The organism is Streptomyces sp. NPDC039609, assembly GCF_055596705.1.
This window is the reverse complement of the sequence record NZ_JBVIUJ010000014.1, coordinates 182,999-202,780: the sequence shown is the minus strand read 5'-3', so window position 1 is coordinate 202,780 and position 19,782 is coordinate 182,999. Positions and strand designations below refer to the sequence as shown.

Below are 19,782 nucleotides of genomic sequence, written 5' to 3'. Positions count from 1 at the left end.
GCCGTCCTCGGGTCAGAGCGAGAGACCGTGACCGTGCGGGAAGACCGGATCCACTGTGTCGTTCGGCACGTCCGGGCGGGCCGCCGCCACCGCGGCCATCGAGCGCGGCAGTTCGAAGGGGAGCCTGCCCTCCGCCTTCGCCCGCCCGAAGGCCACGTCGAGCAGCGCCTCGTCGCTCGCGCCGTAGTCGGCGATCAACGCCGCCGCGTTCTCGGCGATCTCCGGGAGGACGGCCGGCCGCTCCAGGTTGACGCAGACCGCCGTCGGAACCGTCGCGAGCAGTGAGAGGATCCGGGCGAGTTCGGGCTCCTCGAAGGCGAGCGAGCCGGAGTGGAAGAAGGATTCGAAGCGGTTCGGGCGCTCCTCGTACGGGGTACGCAGCCGCAGCACGGCGAGGTCCGCCTCCGCCGGGGTGGTCACGACGTCCCCGTACGCCGCCGCGACGGCCGCGTCGACGTTCTCCACGTACAGCTTCGGGCGTCCCGAGAGCGGCAGCGGCCCGTCCGTGAGGACCGTGAGCGAGCGGCGCTGGGCCGCCGCGCCCGCCGCCTTGAAGTCGGCGCGGCCGACCGTCTCGGCCGCCTCGTCCGGGTCGACGTACCGGCGCTCGTCGAAGAGCCCGAGCATGAACTTCTCGCGCAGCAGCCGCCGTACGGACTCGTCGATGCGCGCCTCGGAGATCCGGCCCGACCCGACCAGCTCCACGATCACCTCGGGGCACTGCTCGCCGCCGAACTGGTCCGAGCCCGCCTCCAGCGACTTCGCCGTGCGCTCGGCGACGCTCAGGTGCTCCACGCCCCACGCCCGCGCCTCGTGCGGCTCGCCGAAGATCACCGAGTCCGTCAGCAGTCCCCAGTCGGTGCAGACGATCCCGGTGAAGCCCAGCTCCTCCCGCAGCAGCCCGGTCACCACACCCTTGTTGAAGCCGAAGCCGACCTCCTCCCAGTCGGTGCCGATCGGCCGGCCGTAGTACGGCATCATCTGCGAGCACCCGGCGGCGATGGCGGCCTTGAAGGGTTCCAGGTGGTGGTCGCGCATCCCGCCCGGGTAGATCTGCTCCTTGCCGTGCGGGAAGTGCGGGTCCTCGCCGTCCTTCTGCGGCCCGCCGCCGGGGAAGTGCTTGACCATGGCCGCCACCGAGTCGGGCCCCAGCTCCTCGCCCTGCAGACCGCGGACGTATGCCTGGACGAGTTCGCCGGTCAGCTTGGCGTCCGAGCCGAAGGTGCCGGTCTGGCGGGCCCAGCGGGGCTCCGTGGCGAGGTCGATCTGCGGGTGGAGAGCCGTACGGAAGCCGACCGCGAGGTACTCGCGGCGGACGGTGTCGGCGAAGTGGAACACCAGCTCCGGGTCGCCGATCGCGGCGAGCCCCAGCGCCTCGGGCCAGGCGGAGAACGCACCGGCGTTGAAGGAGGCGCCGACGTTGTCCGTGAAGGCGTGGCGGGGATCGGTGGAGAGGGAGACCGGGATGCCGAGCCGGGTGTTCGCGGCCATCTCCTGGACCGCGTTGTGCCACAGGGCCATCTCGCGGGCGCCGTAGGTGCCGAGGAGGTTGAAGTGGCTGAGATGGCGGCCCTCGACGAGCTCCGGTGTGGTGAACGGCAGCATCGAGCCGTCCGTCTCGGTCACCGGGGTGCCGTCCGCGTTCATCATCAGCATGGAGTGGAAGAGCTGGCCGGCCTTCTCCTCCAGGGTCATCCGGGCGAGCAGGTCCTCGACGCGCTCGGCGACGGGGCGGGTGGCGTCCTGGTACGGGTGCATGTCGGGGCTCCTGGGGGTTGCTTGACCGAGCGGACGGACAGGACAGCGACCGCGCCGAAGGGCTCCATTGATCACGGGCAGCAGCGGAGTCGGCCTGGGCGTCCTCAGGCTAAAGGCGAAAACCGAGTGACCACTAGGTTTCTGGAATGTGTCCCGGGTCACAGGCTGAAAGGGGTGATTCGGGCACGCCTTAAGGTGATCCCCATGCCGGAGAGCAAGGGCCGAGCGCCCCGTGGAACCGCAGGCAGGGGCAGCTACGCGGTGGGAGACGCGCGCCGCCTGAAGATCCTGGACACCGCCGTCGAACACTTCGGGCAGTGGGGCTTTCACGCCTCCTCGCTCGCGCGGATCGCGAACGACTGCGGGATCACCCAGGGCGGTCTGCTGCACCACTTCCGCAGCAAGGAGGACCTCCTGCTCTCCGTCCTCGCGCAGAGCGAGCAGCACGACGTCGAGCGTCTCTTCGCCGACGAGCCGGAGTCGTACGCCGCCTACCTCGAGACCGTCGTCGGTCTCGTCGAGGACAACACCCGCCGCCCCGGCATCGTGCGGATGTTCAACGTCCTGGTCGGCGAGTCCGGCAACGTCGGCCACCCCGCGCACCAGTACTTCAAGGAGCGTTACGAGCGCGTGCTCGGGCACACCGTCGACCTCCTGGAGGCGGCGGTACGGCGGGGGGAGCTGAAGGCGGGCATCGACTGCCGGGCCGTGGGGCAGGAGCAGCTGGCCATGATGGACGGACTGCAGTTCCAATGGGCCCTGGACCCGGCCTCGATGGACATGCCGACGCGCGTACGGATCTTCCTGGACCGGCAGTTGCGAGAACTCTCGACGACGGGGGAGGGGCTGCCGGGAAGGTCGGGCTGAGACGACCGGCCGCGGCGAGCGGTTTCCGCGCAGGCCGTCGTGTGCGGGGGTGCGTGCGCGGGTGTGTGCCGTCAGGTACGTACGGGACGGGCGCCGCGGAACGCGTAGAGCGCCGCGCCCCCGGCGAACGCCCCCAGCGCCATCACCCAGGCGCCCAGCTGCGGGCCCGGCTGCATCGGCCAGGCCCACAGCGCCGCGGCACCGCCCGGTGCGGGCGGCGCCGCCATGTAGACCGAGCCGACGTACACCGCCATCGGGACCCAGCTCGGCCGGGCGCCGATCAGCGCCGCCGCGGCGGCCGTGACACCGACCGCGCCCAGGGTGTTGCGGACGATCGCGGGCCCGCCGAACTCCTCCGGGTGGCCCGGCACGGCGAGCGCCAGCAGGGCGGCGGCCAGGACGGTCAGGGCGAGGAGGTGCGCGGTGCGGCGAGGGGGCCAGGGCCGGGTCGCCGTACGGTCCAGCTCGTCGCTCGCGGTGTACAGACTCGTCCCGATCGCCGACGCGGCCAGCAGCGGGCCGAGGACGACGACCGGCACGCGGGAGGTGTGGTCGAGGCCCGGCTGGGACTGGAGCCAGTACGCGAACCAGGCGGCCGCGGCGGCCGTGCCCAGCAGGGCGGCGACGGCGCCCGGGAGCGTGCGCGAGCGGACGAAGAGGGCGAGGCCGGGGGCGTTCACGGGATCGGCACCTCCTCGGGGCGACAGCCGTCCGCCGCCATGTAGCGGGCGAGGTAATCCCGTTGCGCGGCCGGGGACTTGGCGCGCAGCGCGTCGAGGTACCGCTGCGTGCCCGGGCCGACGAGGACTCCGTAGTCCTCCGGTGTGGGCGCCAGCCACTCCGACACCGCGAGATGGATCTCGCCGAGCCGTTCGACGTCCGGTCCGGCGAAGTCCTCGGAGCGGCAGGTCTCCGAGAAGAGGAACTGGACGGCCGAGTTCAGGTACAGGTCCGGGCGGGACAGCTCGCCCCGGACCGCATCGAGGTCCGGGTTCGGGAGGGCCGTCTCACCCGGGCCCGGGGCGTTCGGCCCGCCGACCCAGCGGGTCGGTGCGCCCGGCAGCCCGCGCAGGCGGTCGTTGAGCGGGGTGAGGGCCTCGGAGATGTCCGGCAGCAGTTCCCGATCGACGTTCGGCAGGCAGACCTGTGGTGTGCGGCCGTCGCAGACCAGCCGGGAGGCCGCCGGGTCCTGGCGCCACGGACCCTCCAGCGGCAGGCCGGCGATCGGTACGGCGGCGGCCACCGCGGCGGTCAGCGGAAGCAGCGCGAGCAGTCGGAGCCGGGCGGTGCCCGCCGCGTACGCGAGGAGCGCGGCCAGGGCGAGTCCGGCGCTCCACACGACCCAGAGCGGCGCGAACCACCACACCGGTCTGTCCCAGGTGTAGAAGTGCTCGACGGCCGGATTGAGCCAGAAGCCGGTGATCTCGCTACGGGCGGCCGTTCCGAACACGACATAGCCGACCACCGCGAGCAGCGGCGCCGTCAGGCGCCACGACACCAGCCGCCCGACGAGATGACCGAGCGTGCCGAGGGCGGACAGTGTGACCGCGTCGGCGGCGACGAGTTCGAGGAACGGCCGCCCGCCGCCGACGTACGGCCAGGTGGCCAGCAGGCACACGGTGGCGGCGAACAGGTATCCGGCGGCCGGCCAGAGTGCCGTCGGTGCGACGGAGAGGAGGATGCGGCGCAGCGGACTCCGTGGCACGGAGCCCAGCAGCTCCAGCGTCCCGCTGCGCCGGTCCCGCCCGCCCTGCCAGCAGCCGAGGGCGAGCACGAGGGGACCGACGAGCAGTCCCGCGACGATGTGCAGCATGTCGGTCGTGTTGGTCCAACGCGACTGCCAGCCGGGCGCCTTGGCGTACATCGTCACGAGGACCGTGACCGCGACGGCGGCGCCGGCCCAGGGGCCGGCCCCCCGCCGCAGCTCGGTACCGACGACGGACGTACGGGGCGGGCCCGCGGCCTCGCGGGGCGGTGTGGCGGTCGCGGTCACCGGGGGTCCTCGGGGGAGACGGGAGCGATGGCGGCGGAGCGGTCCGGCCGGGGCGTCCGCCCGCCCGGGTCGTCCACCGCGGACGGGGCCGGAAGGGGCAACGCGGAGCCCGTCTCCGCACCCGACGCCGACGCGCCGTCGGCGCTCGGCGTGTCCGGCGCCGAGGCGCCCGAGGATGCGGAGGCGGCCGGCGTGCCCGAGGAGGCGGAGGAGGCAGAGGCGCTCGGCTTGCCCGAGGAGGCGGCCGGCGTGCCCGAGGAGTCGCTCGGCGGGCCTGGCGTGCCCGAGGAGGCAGAGGCGGCCGGCGCGCTCGACGTGCCCGCCGCGTGCGCCGCGCCCGGCGGGGTGCGGTGGGCGCGTAGGGCCGCCGTGTATCCGCGCTCGATCGCGTTGGTCGACTCCCCTGCTCCCGAGATCCCCGACTCCGCGCCCAGGGCGGTGAGTTCGGCGGTCGTTCCCCGGAAGGCGACACGGCCGGACTCGATCAGTGTGACCTCCGAACAGGCCGCTGCCACGTCCTCCACCAGATGGGTGGAGACGATCACCGTGGACGACGCGCCGATCTCCCGCAGAAGCGTCCTGAACTCGACCCGCTGCTCGGGGTCGAGCCCCGCCGTCGGCTCGTCGAGGAGGAGCAGCTCCGGTTCGTTCACGATGGCCTGGGCGATCCCGGCCCGCCGGACCATGCCCCCCGACAGCGTCTTGAGCCGGGCGTCGATGCGGTCGGCCAGGCCCACCCGCTCCACGGCGCGCTCCACGGCGGCCGGGACGAGCTGCGCCGGCATCTCCTTGAGCCAGGCCACGTACGCCACGAACTCGCGGACCGTGAAGCCCGGGTAGTACCCGAACTCCTGCGGCAGATAGCCAAGGCGGCGGCGGATCTCCGACCGTTCGCGGTGCGCCCCCGCGTCCCGGCCCAGGAGCTCCACCCGGCCGTCCGACGGAGCGGCCACGGTCGCGAGGATCCGGATGAGGGAGGTCTTGCCCGCGCCGTTCGGGCCGAGCAGGCCGTGGATGCCGGGGCCGAGGGTCAGGTCGAGCCGGTCGAGCGCGACGGTGCGGCGGTGCCGGACGGTCAGTCCGGTCGCCGCGACCGTCGTGAGCGCGGAGGCCGGCGTGGACCGCGTGGTCCATTCGGTCCCTGTGCGGGGTGTGGTCACCGGGTCTCCAGGTGGTCGAAGGAACGGCGTCGCAGGGCCAGCAGGCCCGCGCAGACGACCGCGGCCGCGGCCCAACCGCCCTGTGCGGCAGGGCCCGAGAGGTAGCGGGCCAGCTCGGCGGTGGCTCCGGGACGGCCGAGCACCGGACCGGTCACCGCGAGCAGCCAGCCGCCGGCCAGCGTGGCCGAGGCCGCCCGGCACCCCACGAACGAACCGAGGGCGAGGGCCGCCAGCGTCAGCGCGAGCGCCGGCAGCAGCCAGGCCGCGGCGCCCGGCACGCCGGTGACCGGCGGCAGCACGGCCCCGGCCGCGGTCAGTACCGGCACGCACACCCCCAGCACCGCCGCCGCCCGGGTGAGCAGCAGGCGCAGCCCGCCGGAGGGCGTCGCCACGCCGATCTCGTACATCGGGTCGGCGTGACGTCCGTACGAGACGGCCACTCCGGCGAGCGGCAGCATCGGGGCGACGGCGAGCAGCGCAGGCCGCGCTTCCCGGAACCCGGCGCCGTACGCGAGCCCGACGGCGGCGGCGACCACGACGAGCACCGCCACCAGCCACGCCCCGCGCAGCGCGGGCCCGACGGCCCAGAGCACGCGCGCCCAACGGGAGACGGGGGAGAGGCCCCGCCCGCCGATTCCGAGGCTCGAGCTCACACCCGGGCGCCGGGGCGCGCGACCTCGGCCGGCGGCCGCCTCCGTGCGTACCGTCTCCAGGAGCGACGCCCGTACGTCCGCGAGGACCGCACCGGAGCTCCCCGCGCGGACCGCCACGGAGACGCGGACCGCGCAGCCTTCGCACACCTCGACATGCTTTTCCAGAGACCACGCGTCGGGTTCGGCCGCCGAACCCGACGCGTACTGAGCGGCCAGCGAATCGGTCACGTGCCACGGCGCGGTCATGCGGTGCCTCCCAGGGCGTGCGGGCCGAGGGCGGCCCGCAGTTCGCGACGGGCCCGCAGGGCGCGCGTCTTCACCGTGCCCTCCGGTATCCCCAGCAGCCGGGCCGTCTCGCGCGTGGTCAGGCCGTCGACGACGGTGGCCCGCAGGACCTCGCGCAGTTCGGGCGAGATCCGGTCGAGCGCGGCGCCGACGTCCCCGTACTCCAGACGCGCGAGGACCCGGTCCTCGGCGGAGGGGGCGGGGGCGACCGGTTCGGGCGCGGCGCGCTCCGCACGGGCCCGGGCGCGCTGGGCGTCGACCAGGCGGCGCGCGGCGACGACCCACAGCCAGCCGCCGGCCTCACCCCGGCCGCGGTGGGAACCGGCGGAGCGCCAGACCGTGACGAAGGTGTCCTGGAGGACCTCCCGTACGGTCTCCTCGTCCGTGCAACGCCGGGACAGCCGGGCGTGCAGCCACCCCGCGTGCCGGTCGTACAGCACGGCCAGCGCCTCGGCGTCCCCGCGGGCGACGGCGCGCAACAGCGCGGAGTCGTCCCGCTCTTCTCCCCGTTCGGGGCGCAACAGTCTCACGCCTCTCTATCGCTCGGGGGGCGGTCGGCGGTTCACGCCCGGGCCGAGGCGGGGCCGGAAGGCTCAGGGACTGGTCGGGGGGCCGCCGTCGGGGAGGGAGGAGAAGACCCGCTGCAGCGCGGGCGAGCGGTCGCCGTCGGCGCTGACGACGACCCGGTAGTCGTACGTGACCACGTAGGTGAAGCCGTCGTGCACCGGCTTTCCGGACGGTCGGGCGGGCACCTTCGCGTAGGCCGGGGCCTCCAACGCAGCGCGCAGCTCCGCGACTTCGGCGGGTGTCATGCGGCCGTTCCGCGGGGGTTCGCTGCCGGAGCGGGTCGTGTAGCTGCCGTCGTAGTGGACGGTCAGCTGGTTGTCGACGCCCGCGAGACCCCCACTGACGTTCACCGTCACGAGGACCTCGCGCGGACCGTGCTCCTCGTCCTTCTTCACGGTCCCGCCCGAACTCGTCGGGACGGGCGGGGCGGTGCCCCCGCCGCCGGTCGGCATCGGATTCGTCGTGCCGTCCTGAGTCCCGTCCTGCGTCGCGACCGGGGGTTTCGGGGTGTCCTGGCCGCCGCACCCGGCCAACGCCATCACCGGGAGCAGCACGATCGACGCGGCCCGGATCCGCCCCGCGTACCGTCTCCTGCGCACCCTGTCCCCGAGTGTCATGTTCCTGAGCGTCATGGGTCCGAGCATCCCCTCAGCCGAGCCGATTGACCAGGGCCGCGTGCAGGGCGTCGAGCCGGGGGCCGTGCGGTCCGCCGCGTACCGCGAGGTCGACGGCGTCGACACAGGCGCGGCACCGTTCCAGGTGGGCCTCGGCATGGCCGAGGACATCGTGGGACAGCTCCCCACGGGCGTACGCGGCCACCCAGGCGTCCGGGAGATGGTGGTCGGCGCCGGGCGCGGTGGGGACCGGGCCGGTCATGGGGGGGTGAGAGTTCGGACATTCGGAGCACGCGGCCCCGGCTTCGGACCACACGCCCCCGGTGCCGTCACACGCCCCGCACGATCCCCGTCAGCGGGCCCTCGTGGCGCCAGCCCAGGGAGTCGTAGAGGGCCAGTCCGTCCCTCGTCGCCGACAGGACGCCCGTCTCCGCTCCCGCCTGCGCGCCCGCCGCCTCGAGGGTGCGCATGACGTTGGCGCCCAGGCCGCGGCGGCGGTGGTCCGGGTGGGTCTCGATCTGGTCGGCGACCGCCGTCGCGCCCGTCGGAGCCAGCTGGCCGCGGGCGGCGAGCGTGCCGTCCGGTGCCACGATCCGGACCCGTACGACCCCGTCCCGGGTCTCCGTCGTCCGCGCGTACCCCTCCGGCGCCGGAGGCCGCGCGCCGGCGTCCAGTGCCTTGGTCATCATGAAGCCGGGATCGTCCGGGACGGTCCACCCCGGGGTGATCCACTCCGCGACCTCATCCGGCTCCGCCATCACCTTCAGCCACGCGTTCGGCTCGGTGATCTCCGCGCAGAGTTTGCCCACGGACACCGCGTCCGGCGCCGGCAGTACATGTCGGAAGACGTGCGTCGGCAGGCCCACGTCGATCCGGTAGCCCCAGGGCTCGACGACGGCGGACGGGGTGCCGCGCGAGACGGTCCAGCCCGCCACCCACGCAGATGTAATAGACGCCATATCCATGGAGGTATTACACGGCATTCTCCACCTGGGCGGGAGGGCGATCGCTCACAGCGAACGCGGCCGGGGGAACATTCGGTGGCGCACGTGCATTGAGTCCACATAGCTCAACTTGACTGCCGAAGGGGAGATCATGGCTTCGACGTCCTCACCGCTCACTCTGCCTGTGCTGCCGCTCGACGACGAGGTCGTGCTGCCCGGAATGGTGGTGCCGCTGGACCTGTCCGACAACGACGTACGCGCGGCGGTCGAGGCGGCGCAGGCCGCCGCCCGCTCCGATTCGGGCAAGCCCAGGGTGCTCCTCGTGCCCCGCGTCGACGGGACGTACGCCGGGACCGGCGTCCTCGGCACCGTCGAGCAGGTCGGCCGGCTCTCCGACGGCGACCCCGGCGCGCTCATCCGCGGCCGAGGCCGTGTGCGGATCGGCGCCGGTACGACAGGCCCCGGCGCCGCCCTGTGGGTCGAGGGCAGCATCGTCGACGAGGTCGTGCCCGAGCCGCTGCCCGGTGCCGTGACCGAACTGGTCAAGGAGTACAAGGCGCTGGCCACCAGCTGGCTGAAGAAGCGCGGCGCCTGGCAGGTCGTGGACCGGGTCCAGCAGATCGACGGCGTCTCCGCGCTCGCCGACAACTCCGGCTACTCCCCCTTCCTCACCGTCGAGCAGAAGGTCGAACTCCTCGAGACCGCCGACCCCGTCGTCCGCCTCAGGCTCGCCACGGCGCAGCTGCGCGAGCACCTGGCCGAGCAGGACGTGGCCGAGAGCATCGCGAAGGACGTCCAGGAGGGCGTCGACAAGCAGCAGCGCGAGTTCCTGCTGCGGCGCCAGCTGGAGGCCGTGCGCAAGGAACTGCGCGACCTCAACGGCGAGACGGAGGGCGACGAGTCCGACGACTACCGGGCCCGCGTCGAGGCCGCCGACCTGCCGTCGAGCGTGCGCGAGGCGGCCCTCAAGGAGGTCGAGAAGCTGGAGCGGTCCAGCGACCAGTCCCCGGAGGGCTCCTGGATCCGCACCTGGCTGGACACCGTCCTCGAACTGCCGTGGAACGAGCGAACCGATGACGGCGCGACCCAGTACGACATCCAGGGGGCGAAGGCCGTCCTCGACGCCGAGCACGCGGGTCTGGAGGACGTGAAGGAGCGGATCACCGAATACCTGGCGGTGCGCAAGCGGCGCGCCGAGCGCGGGCTCGGGGTCGTCGGCGGCCGCCGCGGCGGCGCCGTCCTCGCCCTCGTCGGCCCGCCCGGCGTCGGCAAGACCTCGCTCGGCGAGTCCGTCGCGCACGCGATGGGACGGAAGTTCGTGCGGGTCGCGCTCGGCGGCGTACGGGACGAGGCGGAGATCCGCGGCCACCGGCGTACGTACGTCGGTGCGCTGCCCGGCCGGATCGTCCGGGCCATCAAGGAGGCCGGGTCGATGAACCCGGTGGTCCTGCTCGACGAGATCGACAAGGTCGGCTCCGACTACCGGGGCGACCCGGCGGCCGCGCTCCTGGAGGTCCTGGACCCGGCGCAGAACCACACGTTCCGGGACCACTACCTGGAGGTCGAACTGGACCTCTCCGACGTCGTCTTCCTGGCGACGGCGAACGTCCTGGAGGCCATCCCGGAGGCGCTGCTCGACCGCATGGAGCTGGTCAGGCTCGACGGGTACACGGAGGACGAGAAGGTCGTCATCGCCCGTGACCACCTGCTGCCCAGGCAACTGGAGCGGGCGGGCCTGGAGCCGGGCGAGGTGGTCCTGGAGGACGCGTCGCTGCGGAAGCTGGCGGGGGAGTACACCCGGGAGGCGGGCGTACGGAACCTGGAGCGGTCCATCGCACGGCTGCTGCGGAAGGTCGCGGCGCAGCACGAACTGGGCGACCGGGAGCTGCCGTTCACGGTCGGTGTGGACGATCTGCGGGGGCTGATCGGCCGGCCGCACCACGTGCCGGAGTCCGCCCAGGACCCGGCCGAGCGGCGGACCGCGGTGCCGGGCGTGGCGACCGGACTCGCCGTCACCGGCGCCGGCGGCGACGTGCTCTTCGTCGAGGCCTCGCTCGCCGACCCGGAGACCGGCGCGGCCGGTCTCACCCTCACCGGCCAGCTGGGCGACGTGATGAAGGAGTCCGCGCAGATCGCGCTCTCCTTCCTCCGCTCGCACGGCGCGGAGCTGGAGCTGCCCGTGACCGGTCTGAAGGACCGGGGCGCGCACATCCACTTCCCGGCGGGCGCGGTCCCGAAGGACGGCCCGAGCGCGGGCATCACGATGACGACCGCGCTGGCCTCGCTGCTCTCCGGCCGCCTGGTCCGCACGGACGTGGCGATGACCGGCGAGGTCTCCCTGACCGGCCGGGTCCTCCCGATCGGCGGCCTGAAGCAGAAGCTCCTGGCGGCCCACCGGGCGGGCATCACGACGGTCGTGATCCCGAAGCGGAACGAGGCCGACCTGGACGACGTCCCGGCGGAGATCCTGGAGAGGCTGGAGGTCCACCCGGTCACGGACGTCCGCCAGGTCCTGGAGATCGCCCTGGCCCCGGCGGAGGTCGCGGTGAGCGTGGCGGCGTAAGTCCCTCGCGAGGAAGCGGGGTGCCCTGCACGGGGCACCCCGCTTCGTCGCGCTTCGGATCTGCCCGAGTCGCGCTTCGGGTCTGCCCGAGTCGCGCTTCGGGTCTGCCCCTACGTCAGCCGTTCCGGCGGCGCGCCAGCAGCAGGCTGCCCGCTCCGAAGGCCGCCAGGGCTCCCGCGCCCGCGAGGGCGAGGGGGAGCGGGGAGGAGGGCGTCCGCGTGGATTCGGCGGAGAGGACGGGGGCCTGTTCGTCGCCGCCGTGGCCCGCGTGGCTCACCGTGGAGCGGTCGGCGCCCGCGGCGATCTTCGCCTCGCTCGGGGCCGAGACCGCCGTCGTACCGCCGCCGAAGGCGACGTCCGAGCAGCTGTAGAACGCCTCCGGGCTGTCGTTGCGCTGCCAGACCTTGTAGACGATGTGGCGGCCGGTGCGGGCCGGCAGGGTGCCGGTGAAGTTGTAGAAGCCGTCCGTCGCCGTGCGGGCGGTGGCGTAGGTGGCCACGGGCGTCGCGTCCAGGTCCGACCACTTCAGGGGCTGGGTCGGGTCGAAGCCCTGCTTGGTGATGTAGACCGTCATCGTGCCGGAGTGCGGCGCCGTCACCCGTACCTTGAAGTCGAAGGAACCGGCGCCGACCGCCGTGGCCGGCCAGTCCGTGCGGGCCCAGTCGAGCGCCCGGTACTTCTCGCGGTTGGCCGAGCAGAGCTTGCCGTCCGGGATGAGCATCTGGTGCTGTCCGTCCGCGTTGGCGATGTTCACCTCGTTCCAGTCGTACAGCGGCTGGGTGCCGGAGTCGGCCACCAGGTCCTTGCACACCTGCGACTTCGGCGTCTCGGGGCCTTCCGCGTAACAGGCCGCCACCCGGCTCACCGGGTTGAAGACGGCGCCGTGGGCTCCGGCGGTGGAGGGGGTGAGGGGGATCAGCGCGGCCGCGGACAGGGTGACGGCCGCTGCGGTGCGACGGTGCGAGGGCATGGCGGGGCTCTCTCTCGTGCGTGGGGGAGTACGGGACGAGCAACGAGCGGTCCGCGTACGGAAGTTGAATGCCGTACGCGCCGCCCCGAGCCTCGCATTGGTCCATACCAATGGGCAAGGGGGCGGGCGCAGAAAGGCGGAGCGGTCGAGTGGCCGACACCGTGAGGACCCGTGCACGGCTCCGGCCCCGCACCTTGCCCACCGGGCAGGATGCGGGGCCGAAGTCGTTGCGGCGGATTCCGGTGGGAGCCTCAGCTCTTGGCCGCGGGCCGCCGCGATCCTCCTCGCGGAGACGGGGCTCGGCTCAGCCGTTCGCCAGCGCCTGGACCCGTGAGAGGTCGCCGTTGAAGCGGTTGTGGTCGCCGACCGTCGGGCCGGTCGAGGTGTACTGCCACATCGTGTAGTACGGCCAGCCGGCCGGGAGCGTGCCGACCGTCGAGGCGTACCGCGCGATCCACAGCGGGTTGCTCGCACCGAAGCCCGCGTAGTTGCCGGTGCACTGCGTCCACCAGCTCGTCGCCGTGTAGATCACGGCGTCACGGCCGGTCCGGGCCTTGTAGCGGTTGAGGAAGTCCCGGATCCAGGTGACCATCGCGGACTGCGACTTGCCGTAACAGGTCGCCCCGTAGGGGTTCCACTCGATGTCCAGCGCACCCGGCAGCGTCCTGCCGTCCTTGGACCAGCCGCCGCCGTTGTTGACGAAGTAGTCGGCCTGCGCCGCGCCCGTCGTCGTGTCCGGGGTGGCGAAATGGTACGCGCCGCGGATCATGCCGACGTTGTACGAGCCGTTGTACTGCTGCGCGAAGTAGGGGTTCTTGTAGTAGGTGCCCTCCGTCGCCTTGACGTAGGCCCACTTCACCCCGCTGTTCCACAGGGTCGACCAGGCCACGTTCCCCTGGTGGCTGGAGACGTCCACACCTTCGGTCTGGACGGCCCGGGGCGTGCCGGGCGTGCCGTTCCGACCGTCGTGCTCGATGACGCCCATTCCCATGTGGGCGGAGCCGCGCGGGGGCGCGGCCTCGGTGTCGGCCGCGTTCGCCGCGCCGGGGAGGGAGAGGGGCAGAAGGAGAGCCAGGGCCGCGAGGGTGACGCCGGCGAGGGTCTTTCCGGATCTGTGCACGGGCATTGCGTGCCTCCGAAAGGCGGTGGGGGTGAAACATGTCCTGGTGTGGACATGTCAGCGAAGCCGCTGGGGAAGACGCTACGCACGTAGACCGGCCCGACGGAAGGGGGGCTGGGTGCTGCCGTTGGTCTACGCCTGCGAAATACTGAAGGAGCTGCGGCGATGGCCGCGGCCGAAAGAAACTTTCAGCGACCGGAAAGCGCGCGAGGGGTGCTGACGTGCACGGAAGCGGTACGGGGAGTGAAGGCGAGCCCATCGGGTCGTCGACGCGGAGTGGTGTGGACCAGGAATTCCTCGCCCTGGAACGCGAACTGGCGGTCTTTCTGCGTCGCGCCCGCTCCCAGTCCGGCGAGATGGCCCGCGAGGTCCACCCCGAACTGGAGCCCGCCGCCTACGGCCTGTTCGTACGGCTCGACGACGCCGGCCCGCAGCGCGCCACCGACCTCGCCGGCTACTTCGGCGTCGGCAAGGCGACGATGAGCCGCCAACTGCGCGCCCTGGAGGAGCTCGGCCTCGTCGCCCGCGACCCCGATCCGGCCGACGGGCGTGCCTCGCTCGTCCGGCTGACGGAGGAGGGCCGCAACCGCTTCCGGCGCGTACGGGACGCACGGCGCGGGCGGTACGTCCGCAAGCTCGCCGACTGGGACCGTGGCGAGGTCGCCGAACTGGCCCGCCTGCTCCACCAGCTGAACGCCCGCGCGGAGAGCTGAGGAGAGCGGAGAGCTGAGGAGAAGCGGGCTTCAGAGGACCGCGTAGGCGGCCGTCGCATCGTCGTGGCGCTTCCAGCGGGTGGCGCCGCCCGCCGTCCCGTCCTCCGCCTCCCGAGTACGGACCCGCGCGAGCAGGCCGTGCGGGCCCTCGTTCCTGAGCACGTCGAAGCAGTCCGCCCAGTCGCCCTCCGCGAACAGGTCCACCCATCGCGTCGCCCCGTCGGTGAGCGCCGCCAGGGCCCGTACCGCCGCCCGGGGCGCCGTCCCCGTCACCGCGCGCCGCGCCACCTCCGGGTCCGCCGCGGCCGTGAAGAAGCCGCCCTCCTGGTTGCGCAGACGGTCCGTCGCCGCCAGGGAGCGGCGGATCTCGTCCGGGATCCGGTCCAGACGGTCGTCGAGCACCGCCCGTACCGAGCCGTCCGGTGCCTCGAGGAGCAGTGCGGAGTCCGAGAGGACGAGATGCTCGACCGTGGTCGCGTTCCAGCGGGCCATCGCGACCGTCGCCTGGGGAGTACGCACGTGAGAAAGGTCACAGGTGTCCCGGTGGGTGTCGGCGGTGCGCCGGATTGCCAAGGACAGGATCTCGGACAGCGTCATGTCGGGGCGCGAAGCGGATAGTTCGGTCAAAGCCCCGCCGAGCCTGGCGGTGAACCAGGGCACGTCGTGCACACAGCCGTCATCGCCGGCCGGTGGCGTGACCCCGTCGAGCACCACGACCGTCCCGCCCCCTCCGTGCACGGGGAGAGCCGTCGCCACCCAGTCCTCATTAGGGCGTTCGGGGCTGCCGGGGAGGGTGGCCGCTTCGGTGCGCATGATCCCCAGTCTGCCCCGGCGTCGGGAGGCCTGCATCACTCCTTCACAACGCCTCCAAACGGCCGGATCCTGCCTGTACCGGCCCTCCAAGGGGCGCGCACGAGGCGGAAGGCAGCCCTCCGGGAAGCTGCGGGCGGGCATCCTGCCAAAGCCCGCACGGAAGATCCAACCGGCACACCGCACAAGTCCGCGAAGGCCCTCGCGCGGAGTTGTTCGCCAACTCATGAGTGTTGTTCACTCGTTCGGGTGGCGGAGCGGCCGATGCGCGTCCCCTTCCCAAAATGCGCTGGAATGGTCGGAAGCCGTACCAGGGGTGGGGGCGCTCTGAGATGTGACCGGTCGTCACCTCTGCTTCATGGGTGGACGAGTCGAGAATGCGAGCACCGGTGCAGAAGAAGCGGCCTCGGAGCAACAACGGCACGCGGAGCCAGAGCCCCGGCGACCCGCTGACCACGAGCGGAGCGACGGGCCCCGAAGCCGACGGCACCACCGGTATCCCCGTGGGCCGTCCCAAGCGCGTCCGGAACCGGCTGGTCGCCGGCGTCGCCCTCGTCGGCGTCACCGTCCTCACCGCCGGCGCCCCCGCGATCCTCACCGTCTCCGGCGAACTGACCGACTCCCAGAATCTGGTCACCCTCGCCGAGCTCGACCGCCAGGCCGTCACCCTCGCCCACTCGCTCGCCGACGAACGCGACGAGGTCGTCGCGTACATCGCCGCGGGCAGGGACGAGCAGCAGGGCACCGGCAAGAAGAAGCGGCAGGTCACCAGCGCTCGTTCCACCCGGGTCGACCGGCAGATCGACGAGATCAAGCCCGCCGCCTCCGCCGAACTGCGCAGGGATCTCGCGGACCTGCCGGCCGTCCGCCGCACCGCGCTCACCGGCAAGGGCACCGCCCTGGAGGCGCACAAGGCGTACTCGGACGTCATCGCCAAGCTCCAGGACCTCGCCGACGAGCTCGCCGAGCAGACCCCCGCCCGCGCCGCCGAAGCCACCCGGGCCCCCGCCGCCCTCGGCCGCGCCGTCGAGCAGGCGTCGGCGACCCGCGGACTACTCCTCGCCGCCCTCGCCGTCCCCCAGCCGGAGGCCCCCGGCACCACGCACTACGACCCGGACACCGGCACCTACGTGCCCGACGAGGCCGAGGGAGCCGACGAGGCCGACCGGGCCCGGAACGCGCTGACGGCCGCCGCCCAGCAGGCCCGGGTCCGTGAACTGGGCTCCCTCGCCGACTTCGACCAGGCCGCCACGGCCGCCGGGCGGGACTCCCTCGCCGGCACCGTGACGGGTCCGGACGTCAAGAGCGCCGAGCGCTTCCTCGCCGGGCTCACCGACCAGCCGACGCTCAGCAAGTCCGAACGCCGCACCGACCCCGAGAAGCTGGAGGCCGCGCTCTCCGCCCGTATCGAGCAGATGCGCGGCGTCGAGTCGACGCTCTCCACCGAGCAGGTGGCACGCCTCGCCCAGCTCCGCGACGACGACGTCACCGCCCTCGAACTGCGCATCGCCTTCCTCGGCGGCTGTCTGCTGGTCGCGATCGGCATCTCCACCTTCGTCGCCCGCAGCCTCACCCGCCCGCTCGCCGTGGTCCGCATCGGCGCCGCGCGGCTCGCCGCCGCCCCGGAGGCCGAGGAGCCGGTCCGCTTCACCGGCCGCAACGACGAGTTCGCCCAGGTCGTACGGTCCCTCAACACCCTCCAGGGCAAGCTGGCCGACCTCGCCCGGCGCACCGAGCGGCTCGACAGCGAGCGCGCCGACCTGGCCGGCGCCGGCGAGGCCCTCACCGCCGAGCTGGCCACCCAGCGCGCCGAGCTCCAGGGCCACACCGCCCTCCTCACCGCCGAACTCGAACGGCTCCGGCACACCGTCCACCACACCTTCGTCAACCTCTCGCTGCGCAGCCTCGGTCTGGTGGAGCGTCAGCTCGGGGTCATCGAGAAGCTGGAGGAGCGCGAGCAGGACCCGGACCGGCTGGCCACCCTCTTCAAGCTCGACCACATGGCGACCGTCATGCGCCGTCACAGCGAGAACCTCCTGGTCCTCGCCGGCCACGAGCACGTCCACGGCCACCCCGGAGCGGTCCCGCTCGTCGACGTGCTGCGCGCCGCCGTCAGCGAGATCGAGCGGTACGAGCGGGTGACCATCCAGTCCCTGCCTCCGCACGCCCAGATCGCCGGCTTCGCCGCGGACGACCTCAGCCACCTGGTCGCCGAACTCCTCGAGAACGCCACGTCCTTCTCGCCGCCCGACGCGCAGGTCCAGCTCTCCGGCTGGCTCCTGGAGAGCGGTGAGGTGATGCTCTCCGTCCAGGACGAGGGCATCGGCATGACCGAGTCCCGGCTCTCCGAGCTCAACGCGCGGCTCGCCGAGGCGGACCCGGCCGACATCGCGGGGGAGGGGCTCGGCATCCGGGTCACCGCCCTGCTCGCCGCCCGCCACGGCGTACGGGTGCAGCTGCGCGAGCAGAAGCAGGGCGGCATCGCGGCCGTGATCGTGCTGCCGCTGCCGCTGCTTCCGACGGCCCCGCCCACCGCGGTCCCGCCGGCCGTGCCGGTCGCCGGCTCGGCGCCCACGCTGAACCTCCCGGGCTCGGTCGCCGAGGCGAACTCCAACGCCCTGCCGTCCCGGACCAGGGACCCGCTCGTCGAGGCCGCGGAACAGGCGTTCGCCGAGGCGGAGACGGCCGCGGAAACGGCTGCACGGACGGCACCGGAGGCGCCTGCGGCCGAGGCGCCTGAGGCCGAGGCGCCCGAGACCGAGGCGCCCGAGGCCGGTGCGCCCGAGGCCGGTGCGCCCGAGACCGAGGCGCCCGAGCAGACGCCCGCTCCCACGGCCGCCGAGCCCGAGCCCGACTACGACCCCGAGCCCGACTACGACCCCGAGCTCTCGGTGGCCGAGACGACCCTCCAGGTACGTCTCCCCGACCCGCCGCCCGAGCCCGACACCCACGAGCGCGCGGCGGAGGAGTCCGAGCCGGTCGCCCAGCGCCTCACGGACAAGGGCCTGCCCAAGCGCACCCCCCAGATCGTCCGCCAGGCCGACGCCCCCGCCGCCCCACGCACGGGCGGGGTCGACGCCGAGGAGCTGCGACGCAGGCTCGGCGGCTTCCACCGGGGGGCCGAGGAAGGTCGCCGAGACGTAGAGGCGGAGATCGAAGCCGTACAGACGCAGACCGCAGGGACCGAGGAGAAGTCGGGGGACACAGTCGAGGAGGCACGCAGTTGACTGCGACCGGAACATTCGGACTGAGCAGGGAGGCCCGCAACCTGCAGTGGCTGCTGGGCAACCTCGTCGAGGAGGTGCCAGGGCTCCGCTCGGTCGCCGTCGTCTCGTCCGACGGGCTGCTGCTGCTCTCGTCCGACCCGGCAGCGCAGGCCGCCGCCACCCCCGCCAAGGGCCGCTCCCGCGGCCCACGGGGGTCCAGCGCCGACCTGGCCACGATCGTCTCGGGCATCGGCAGCCTCACCGTCGGCGCGGCCCGGCTGATGGACGGCGGCGGGGTCAAGCAGACCATGGTGGCGATGGAGGAGGGCAGCGTCTTCGTCATGTCGATCAGCGACGGCTCGCTCCTCGGTGTGCACGCCGACCCCGACTGCGACATGAGCGTCGTGGCGTACCACATGGCGCTCTTCGTCGGCCGCGCCGGACATGTACTCACCCCCGAACTCCGCAGTGAGCTGCGCAAATCGTTGGAGAGCACCCAGTGACGTCCGCATCCCACGCCCACAAGCTGCCGATCCGCGGGGACGGCCGGCGCCCCGCGCGCGTGCGCCCGTACTCGCTCACCGGCGGCCGTACCCGCTTCGGCCACGTCCTGCTCGTCGAGACCTTCGTCGCGGCGCTCGAGGCGTCGCCCGAGCGGAAGGTGCTCACGAACGGCGGGCGGCCCCGCGGGCTGATGCCGGAGATGCGGGCCATCGTCGAGATCTGCCGCCGGATGCGTACCGTCGCGGAGATCTCGGCGCTCCTGAAGATGCCGTTGGGTGTCGTCCGAGTGCTGCTGAGCGACTTGGCCGACCAGGGAAAGATCCGCGTGTACGGGACCGGTCACGGCACCGGCCAGCCCGACCGCGCGCTGCTCGAAAGGGTGCTGAGTGGACTCCGCCGTCTCTGAAGTCGCTGCCCCCCTGCTCGCCGGGATACCCGCCCAGCCCGAAGCCCCGGGCACGGACGCCGAAGAGGGTTCCCAGGACTGGCAGCTCGACCACACCCGGGCCCCGATCGCGACCAAGGTCGTCGTCGCGGGCGGCTTCGGGGTCGGCAAGACGACCTTCGTCCGGGCGGTCTCGGAGATCACTCCGCTGCAGACCGAGGCCCTGATGACACGGGCGAGCGAGGAGACCGACGATCTCTCCGACACGCCCGACAAGCTGACCACCACCGTGGCGATGGACTTCGGCCGGATCACTCTCGCCGACGACCTCGTCCTGTACGTCTTCGGTACGCCGGGACAGCAGCGGTTCTGGTTCATGTGGGACGACCTCGTGCGCGGCGCGATCGGCGCGATCGTGCTCGCCGACACCCGTCGGCTGACCGACTGCTTCCCCGCGCTGGACTACTTCGAGAGCTGCGGGCTCCCGTACATCGTCGCGGTCAACCACTTCGAGGGCACCGAGGCGTTCGAGGCCGAGGACGTCCGGGAGGCCCTCACGGTGCCGCCGCACGTACCGGTCGTGATCATGGACGCACGCAAGCGGTACAGCGTGATCGAGTCCCTGCTCGCGATGGTCGCGCACGCGCTCGAAGCCACCCCTGAATAACGC

18 protein-coding genes and 1 pseudogene are annotated in these 19,782 nt (G+C 73.0%); 7 read left to right on the top strand and 12 right to left on the bottom strand.

The annotated features are described in order from the left end of the window. Positions 1-12: 12 nt before the first annotated feature. Complete coding sequence (locus ACZ561_RS33740; RefSeq protein WP_471002520.1) at positions 13-1,758, bottom strand: glycoside hydrolase family 3 protein; 1,746 nt, start codon at positions 1,756-1,758, stop codon at positions 13-15. A 204-nt stretch (positions 1,759-1,962) separates the two neighbouring features. Here ACZ561_RS33740 and ACZ561_RS33735 point away from each other — a divergent pair, with 204 nt between their 5' ends. After that, the gene (locus ACZ561_RS33735) at positions 1,963-2,625 is read left to right on the top strand and encodes a TetR/AcrR family transcriptional regulator (RefSeq protein ID WP_471002517.1); all 663 of its coding nucleotides are present in this window, start codon (positions 1,963-1,965) and stop codon (positions 2,623-2,625) included. A 71-nt stretch (positions 2,626-2,696) separates the two neighbouring features. Here ACZ561_RS33735 and ACZ561_RS33730 read toward each other — a convergent pair whose 3' ends face one another. From ACZ561_RS33730 to ACZ561_RS33695, 8 genes and pseudogenes are all read right to left on the bottom strand, one after another. Next, positions 2,697-3,305, bottom strand: a complete 609-nt coding sequence (locus tag ACZ561_RS33730; RefSeq protein WP_471002514.1) for a hypothetical protein — start codon at positions 3,303-3,305, stop codon at positions 2,697-2,699. Beyond that, a complete protein-coding gene (locus tag ACZ561_RS33725; RefSeq protein ID WP_471002511.1) occupies positions 3,302-4,618 on the bottom strand; it encodes a hypothetical protein in 1,317 nt (438 codons plus the stop codon). Before ACZ561_RS33725 ends, ACZ561_RS33730 begins: the two co-directional genes overlap by 4 nt. A gap of 329 nt (positions 4,619-4,947) precedes the next feature. Next, positions 4,948-5,697: pseudogene (locus ACZ561_RS33720) on the bottom strand (ABC transporter ATP-binding protein); the annotation flags it as partial. A gap of 77 nt (positions 5,698-5,774) precedes the next feature. Beyond that, positions 5,775-6,677, bottom strand: coding sequence for a zf-HC2 domain-containing protein (locus ACZ561_RS33715; RefSeq protein WP_471002508.1), 903 nt, complete (start codon positions 6,675-6,677; stop codon positions 5,775-5,777). After that, positions 6,674-7,246 (bottom strand): RNA polymerase sigma factor, encoded by a 573-nt coding sequence (locus ACZ561_RS33710; RefSeq protein ID WP_471002505.1) that lies wholly within the window; start codon positions 7,244-7,246, stop codon positions 6,674-6,676. Before ACZ561_RS33710 ends, ACZ561_RS33715 begins: the two co-directional genes overlap by 4 nt. A 63-nt stretch (positions 7,247-7,309) precedes the next feature. After that, positions 7,310-7,915 (bottom strand): hypothetical protein, encoded by a 606-nt coding sequence (locus ACZ561_RS33705; protein ID WP_471002502.1) that lies wholly within the window; start codon positions 7,913-7,915, stop codon positions 7,310-7,312. 16 nt (positions 7,916-7,931) lie between these two features. Beyond that, on the bottom strand, positions 7,932-8,159 hold the full coding sequence (locus tag ACZ561_RS33700; protein ID WP_471002500.1) for a hypothetical protein: 228 nt from the start codon (positions 8,157-8,159) through the stop codon (positions 7,932-7,934). Positions 8,160-8,226: 67 nt separating this feature from the next. Beyond that, positions 8,227-8,832, bottom strand: a complete 606-nt coding sequence (locus ACZ561_RS33695; protein ID WP_471002497.1) for a GNAT family N-acetyltransferase — start codon at positions 8,830-8,832, stop codon at positions 8,227-8,229. Positions 8,833-8,992: 160 nt separating this feature from the next. On the opposite strand from ACZ561_RS33695, the gene lon reads away from it, so the two are divergent. Further along, the gene (gene lon / locus ACZ561_RS33690) at positions 8,993-11,404 is read left to right on the top strand and encodes an endopeptidase La (protein WP_471002494.1); all 2,412 of its coding nucleotides are present in this window, start codon (positions 8,993-8,995) and stop codon (positions 11,402-11,404) included. Positions 11,405-11,519: 115 nt separating this feature from the next. Here lon and ACZ561_RS33685 read toward each other — a convergent pair whose 3' ends face one another. Together ACZ561_RS33685 and ACZ561_RS33680 are read right to left on the bottom strand one after the other, a co-directional pair. After that, positions 11,520-12,374 (bottom strand): lytic polysaccharide monooxygenase auxiliary activity family 9 protein, encoded by an 855-nt coding sequence (locus ACZ561_RS33685; RefSeq protein WP_471002492.1) that lies wholly within the window; start codon positions 12,372-12,374, stop codon positions 11,520-11,522. Positions 12,375-12,678: 304 nt separating this feature from the next. Then, positions 12,679-13,500 (bottom strand): lysozyme, encoded by an 822-nt coding sequence (locus ACZ561_RS33680; protein WP_471002489.1) that lies wholly within the window; start codon positions 13,498-13,500, stop codon positions 12,679-12,681. 215 nt (positions 13,501-13,715) lie between these two features. On the opposite strand from ACZ561_RS33680, the gene ACZ561_RS33675 reads away from it, so the two are divergent. Beyond that, complete coding sequence (locus tag ACZ561_RS33675) at positions 13,716-14,207, top strand: MarR family winged helix-turn-helix transcriptional regulator (RefSeq protein ID WP_376441031.1); 492 nt, start codon at positions 13,716-13,718, stop codon at positions 14,205-14,207. Positions 14,208-14,237: 30 nt separating this feature from the next. On the opposite strand, the gene ACZ561_RS33670 is transcribed toward ACZ561_RS33675, so the two are convergent. Then, the gene (locus tag ACZ561_RS33670) at positions 14,238-15,020 is read right to left on the bottom strand and encodes a hypothetical protein (protein ID WP_471002486.1); all 783 of its coding nucleotides are present in this window, start codon (positions 15,018-15,020) and stop codon (positions 14,238-14,240) included. A 374-nt stretch (positions 15,021-15,394) separates the two neighbouring features. Between ACZ561_RS33670 and ACZ561_RS33665 the strand changes: the two genes are divergently transcribed. From ACZ561_RS33665 to ACZ561_RS33650, 4 genes are read left to right on the top strand one after another with little or no spacing between them, the layout of a single operon-like run. Further along, the gene (locus tag ACZ561_RS33665; protein WP_471002483.1) at positions 15,395-18,244 is read left to right on the top strand and encodes a nitrate- and nitrite sensing domain-containing protein; all 2,850 of its coding nucleotides are present in this window, start codon (positions 15,395-15,397) and stop codon (positions 18,242-18,244) included. Then, positions 18,241-18,726, top strand: a complete 486-nt coding sequence (locus ACZ561_RS33660; protein WP_471002480.1) for a roadblock/LC7 domain-containing protein — start codon at positions 18,241-18,243, stop codon at positions 18,724-18,726. Before ACZ561_RS33665 ends, ACZ561_RS33660 begins: the two co-directional genes overlap by 4 nt. Then, complete coding sequence (locus ACZ561_RS33655; RefSeq protein WP_376441043.1) at positions 18,723-19,133, top strand: DUF742 domain-containing protein; 411 nt, start codon at positions 18,723-18,725, stop codon at positions 19,131-19,133. The genes ACZ561_RS33660 and ACZ561_RS33655 overlap by 4 nt, the downstream gene beginning before the upstream one ends. Then, positions 19,114-19,779 carry a GTP-binding protein gene (locus ACZ561_RS33650; RefSeq protein ID WP_376441046.1) on the top strand — a complete coding sequence of 222 codons (666 nt, stop codon included), beginning with the start codon at positions 19,114-19,116 and terminating at the stop codon, positions 19,777-19,779. Before ACZ561_RS33655 ends, ACZ561_RS33650 begins: the two co-directional genes overlap by 20 nt. Positions 19,780-19,782: the final 3 nt, after the last annotated feature.